This window comes from Kitasatospora sp. NPDC085464, from assembly GCF_044541955.1.
Lineage (GTDB): Bacteria > Actinomycetota > Actinomycetes > Streptomycetales > Streptomycetaceae > Kitasatospora.
The window spans coordinates 1-5,077 of the sequence record NZ_JBITTM010000107.1 but is presented as its reverse complement, the minus strand read 5'-3'; the positions used below and the strand labels follow the sequence as shown (position 1 = coordinate 5,077).

The 5,077-nt window shown below is 71.1% G+C and carries 5 protein-coding genes and 1 pseudogene; 3 read left to right on the top strand and 3 right to left on the bottom strand.

Going from position 1 to position 5,077, the window contains the following annotated elements:
- The 3 genes from ACIGG8_RS42675 to ACIGG8_RS42665 form a co-directional block, all read right to left on the bottom strand.
- Positions 1-1,289: HAD-IC family P-type ATPase (locus ACIGG8_RS42675; protein WP_396553967.1), on the bottom strand; the 1,289-nt coding region annotated here is incomplete at its 3' end.
- Positions 1,290-1,463: 174 nt separating this feature from the next.
- Positions 1,464-2,237, bottom strand: a complete 774-nt coding sequence (locus ACIGG8_RS42670) for a GNAT family N-acetyltransferase (RefSeq protein ID WP_396553966.1) — start codon at positions 2,235-2,237, stop codon at positions 1,464-1,466.
- A gap of 328 nt (positions 2,238-2,565) precedes the next feature.
- Complete coding sequence (locus tag ACIGG8_RS42665; RefSeq protein WP_396553965.1) at positions 2,566-3,012, bottom strand: hypothetical protein; 447 nt, start codon at positions 3,010-3,012, stop codon at positions 2,566-2,568.
- Between the two features lie 633 nt (positions 3,013-3,645).
- On the opposite strand from ACIGG8_RS42665, the gene ACIGG8_RS42660 reads away from it, so the two are divergent.
- From ACIGG8_RS42660 to ACIGG8_RS42650, 3 genes and pseudogenes are all read left to right on the top strand, one after another.
- Positions 3,646-4,467 carry an SDR family NAD(P)-dependent oxidoreductase gene (locus ACIGG8_RS42660; RefSeq protein WP_396553964.1) on the top strand — a complete coding sequence of 274 codons (822 nt, stop codon included), beginning with the start codon at positions 3,646-3,648 and terminating at the stop codon, positions 4,465-4,467.
- Between the two features lie 34 nt (positions 4,468-4,501).
- A complete protein-coding gene (locus tag ACIGG8_RS42655; protein WP_380419867.1) occupies positions 4,502-4,576 on the top strand; it encodes a 50S ribosomal protein bL37 in 75 nt (24 codons plus the stop codon).
- A gap of 235 nt (positions 4,577-4,811) precedes the next feature.
- Positions 4,812-5,077: pseudogene (locus tag ACIGG8_RS42650) on the top strand (amino acid permease); the annotation flags it as partial.

Here is a 5,077-nt window from a genome sequence, read left to right as displayed (position 1 = left end):
GTGCCGTCGGGCCAGCGCAGGTCGACGCCGCTCATCCGGCTGTGCGCGGTGAACGGGACGGGCTGCTGCTCGCCGAGTTCGCCGGGGGAGCGGGGTGGCACCCAGTACTGACGATTCGTCAGTTCGACGAGTGACCGCCCTTCGGGTGTTTCGTCCGCGATCGAGGCCAACTGGGCGGCTTCGGCGAGCTGTTCGGTGGTCGCGCCGGTCAGGGGGTGCAGGGCGACGGCGCGGCGGTTGCCGTGGGTGATGGTGCCGGTCTTGTCGAGCAGCAGGACGTCGACGTCCCCGGCGGCCTCGACCGCCCGACCGGAGAGGGCGACGACGTTGCGCTGGACGAGCCGGTCCATGCCGGCGATGCCGATCGCCGAGAGCAGCGCGCCGATCGTTGTCGGGATGAGCGCGACCATCAGCGCGACCAGCACGATGGTGGTCTGCGGCGCGTTCGCGTAGATGGCCATCGGCTGGAGGGAGGCGACGGAGAGCAGGAAGACGATGGTGAGGGAGGCGAGCAGGATGTTGAGGGCGATCTCGTTGGGCGTCTTCTGCCGGTTGGCGCCTTCGACCAGGGCGATCATGCGGTCGACGAAGCTGTGCCCGGGGCGGGAGGTGACGCGGACGACCAGGTGGTCGGAGAGGACTTTGGTGCCGCCGGTGACGCCGGTGCGGTCGCCGCCGGACTCGCGGACGACGGGTGCGGACTCCCCGGTGATCGCCGACTCGTCCACGGCAGCGACGCCCTCGACCACCTCGCCGTCCTGCGGGATGACCTCGCCGGCCGGCACGAGCACGATGTCGTGCAGCATCAACTGCGCGGCGGGGATGACCTCGTGGCGCAGGTCGCGGGTGCCGACCCGCCAGTGCAGCAGCCGTCGGGCGGTGGTGCCGGCCTGGGCGCGGCGCAGCGAGTCGGCCTGCGCCTTGCCGCGGCTCTCGGCGACGGCCTCGGCGAGGTTGGCGAACAGCACGGTCAGCCAGAGCCAGAACGAGATCACCCAGGCGAAGACCCCCGGGTGGAGCACCGCCGTGAGGGTGGTGAGTGCCGAGCCGGTCTCGACCACCAGCATCACCGGGTTGCGCGCCATGACGCGCGGGTGCAGCTTGCGGACGGCTGCGGGCAGCGCCTCGGCGAGCTGCTGCCGGGTGATGAGCCGGCGGCGGCCGCTCCGGGGGTCGGGCGGCCGGTGGCTCGGGTGCTGCGGAGCTTGCACGGGTGCATGCTCCCGGCGGCGGGACCGGCTGTGCCGGTCGGTGGTGGTGTCCGGGGTGGTGAGGGCCGAACGGCGCATCGTCTCGGGGGACCTTCCGGGCCGCCCGGTCGGGTGGGCGGCGGTTCGGGGATCGGCGGGGACGCCGGACAGCGAAGCACCGGATCTTCACTTGCCATGCGTGTCTTGACGGCGGCTTGGCATGCGATGCCGGTTCCTTGACAGCACCCTGACGTCCTGTCGGGCACCTGTTCGTCAGTGAGTGCGTGCCAGGCCGGCCCAGTACACCACCTCCTGTCGCACGGGTCGGAAGCCCGCGGCTTCGGCGAGCGTCCGGCTGGCGTGGTTGCTCTGTGGCGCCGACCAGGTCGGGCTGAGGCCTCGGGCGTGGGCGGCGGTCGTGGCGGCACGGACGCAGGCGAGTGCGAGGTCGAGGCGCCGGAATGCCGGGTCGGTAGCCACGGCGATGTCCAGGTGGTTCCGTCCGGCGAGGTAGCCGCAGGCGAGCGAGGCCAGGTACGGCCCGAGGAACGCGCCCCAGGCGAAGCCGCTCGCCGCGAGCGCGCGATGACCGCCCCAGGTCTCGGCGGTCCAGTGCGGGAGTCCAGGGCGGTTCGCGGAGGAGGAACGGCGGGCGAGCCGGTCGAGGTGGGCCTCGTCGGTGGCGTGAAGTGGGCGTATCCAGGCCGCGGTGTTGCGGGAGATCGGCCGAGGCTGCTCCGAGTGGACGTGCAGCACGCGGATCCACGGCGTGATGTGGCTGAACGTGCGCCCCAACAGGGGGAGGAAGTGGTCCGGGGCGTGGAACTGACCGCGCCCGAAGGGGGCGAGGACGTCTGGGTCCAGTCGGTCGGGGTCTCCGCGCAGCAGCCGTTCCGGTCCGCAGTGCACCAGTAGTGCCCGGACGGTGTCGGGGTCGTCCGCCCACCAGCCGCCGTGGGCACTGCGTGCGACGTGGGCGGGCAGGACGTCCGCTCCGGGCTGCTCGGGGGTGAACCAGTCGGTGATGGGTGGAACGGTGACGGACATGTGTCCAGTACGGCAGACCGCAGCCGACGGGTGTCGGCTCGTTGACGAAAGCCTGGCAGCGACAGGGCTCTTGCTGACGGGACCTTGGCGATCTCGCTCCTACGGCTGGTCATCGCCGTGCTATTCGAGATGCACGGCGAACGGACCGCCTTCCCCCGCCGCTACCAATCCGAGGGCAGCATGGACCAGATCTACCCACCGAGCGCACCCACGACGAACTCCCGCCCACGGCATGACTGTTCACCGCCAGTACCAGGTGAGACCAGGGCGCGTCACAGCGAGTCCGCGCCCCGGCCGAGGCTCGCCTGCCCCTCTTGGCGAGAGCTGGTCAGTCCTTCAGGGCCGCTTTCACCACTGCCGCCGGCTGACGGCCGATCGGCCAGGACGTCACGAGCTCCAGGCGCCCGACCGCCCATTCAAGCCAGTCGGCGTCGCCGAGCCGGTGAGCGTCGCCGGCAGCGACCGTCTGCGTCATCAGCTCGGCCAGGAGCAGGACGTGCGTTGGCTTGTACCACCCGGCGTGCCGGTCGAAGGTCAGCTTCCGTTCCTCGTACGGGTGGCGGAGGGTCATGCTGAGGTGGCCACCCCCACGTCCCTTGAAGGGACCAGGGAGGCCGCCGAGCAGGCCCGTCAACCCGAGCTCACCCTGATAGCCCGATCCCTTCGTCCCATGTCCTATCTGGATACCAATCCCCAGCATGACCCGGGACCAGGGAACCAACTCGTCCTCTGTGCCGCTGGCGTGCCGGACCATCCCCTCTGTTCGGAACTCCACCCAGCAACCGTCCGGCCGGTGGGAGTCCCCCACCACCCAGCACCCGTCAACGAGTTCCAACGGCCCATAGGTCCTTCGCGTATCCCCCACGGACTCATTGGATCACAGTTGCACCGGATCGGAAGCCTGCACTGTTGCAGACCCCGCGCCCAGGAGCCTCGCCCCATTGGAACGTCAGTACACAGGGACTCCACCATTACGCGGGACGCGACCTTGGGGCGTGAGCATCAACGACGCGTCGACCGCGCGTCAGGGCTTCGTCAGGGAGGGTGAACGAGCTTGTCCCCGGCATCGGGGCAGGCTTTGATGGGGGACATGCACCGCTCGACACGCCACCACGACCGCCCGCCGCATAGCCGGCCGCGGATCGTCGCTGTCGCGGTCGCCACCGTCGTCCGGTAAGGGCCGAGCTCCTTCCCGCTCGTCACCGGCCGACGTGCACGGGACGGGTGCCGTTCGTCGTGCCCGTGCCGATCACCGCCGTCCGTCCCCTGCCCCGGAGGGCTCCGAGGGCAGGGGTGGACGAGCGTTCCAATGCATCACATCTCTTCGCACCCGCGGCCCCGTGGGCGTGCGGCTTCGTGCCGCACTGTCTTCGCACCCCGCCGGTGCCCTTCCACCCTTGGATGGGTCATGTCCGACGCTGTTCTGTCCGCTCGCACCGCCCTCGTCACCGGCGCGTCCTCCGGGATCGGCTGGGAGACCGCCCGGCTGCTCGCCGGGCACGGGGCGACCGTGCTGGTGCACGCACGCACCACCGCGGAGGCCGAGGCGGCCGTCGAGCGGCTGGTCGCCGCCGGTGCCCGACGGGACCAACTCGTCGAGCTGGCAGCCGACTTCACTCACCTGTCGGAGGTCGCGGTGCTGGCCGGCACGGTCGTCAAGCACTACCCGGCGCTGGACCTGCTGGTGAACAACGCCGCTGCGATGGCGCCCGAGCGCTGCACCCTCACCGACGACGGCAACGAGGTCTCGCTGCAGGTCAACTTCCTGGCCGCGCACCTGTTGGCGAAGCTGCTGCGGGCCCCGCTGTCGGCTGCGGGCGACGCGCGGATCGTCAATGTGTCGTCGTCCCTGCACCGCACCGCCTCGATGAACTGGTCGGACCCGCACCGGGTGAAGAAGTACTCGCGGGTCGCCGCGTACGCGCAGTCGCAGCTCGCGCTGACCATGGCGACTGCCGACATGGCTCCGGCCGGCTCCGGGATCACCGCCGTCAGCGTCAACCCGGGCCTGTGCGACACCGCGCTGCTGCCGCTGTACGGGCGGGTCGGCGCGCCGGCGGCGGAGGGCGCAGCGGCCGTCCTGCGGCTCTGCTTGCCGGAGACGGTCGTCGCCAACGGCGCTTACTTCGACGGCGGCGTCATCGCGCCCACTGCGGCCGCCGCCCAGGAGGAGCGCTCGCTGAAGCGCCTGGCCAAGCTCGCCGACCAGCTGGTCGGCCAGGCTGCCTGAACCGTCCGACACCCACCCACCGAGAGAGAACACGATGTCCAAGCGCGCCCGCAAGAAGAAGGCCCGGCGGAAGAAGAAGGCGAACCACGGCCGCAAGCCCGGGCAGTAGCCGGCAACCCGATGGACCCACCCGGTGCCGCGTGCCACCGGCACCGGGTGCACCCCTTCGGCCCCCGAGGCCCGCCGTCCGGCTGTGACGGGCGTCGCCTCAGGGGCCGAATCGTTGCGGGGGGCGTCAAGATTGCATCAAGGGTGGGGCCGCCGACATCAAGGGTGTGTAGGAACCGGCGGGCGGTGTTCCAGGGCGCTTCACGATCGTGACCGTCACGATCGAGGAGCCACGCATGCCAGAGAGCACCATTCCGTCTGTCACGGCCGAACCCGCGCCTCCGGATACCGGCGAGGCTGAGGAGCGGCACCGGTTGAGCGTCCCGGGCGGACTGGCGGCGCTCTCGTTGGACGCGATGGCCTCGGTCGCGTACGGGCCGGAGTCGATCGTCCTGGTGCTGGCTGCCGCCGGCGGGTACGGGCTGGGCTTCACGCTGCCGGTCACCGCCGCGATCGCGGTGCTGCTGGCGGTGCTGGTGGCGTCCTACCGGCAGGTGATCGC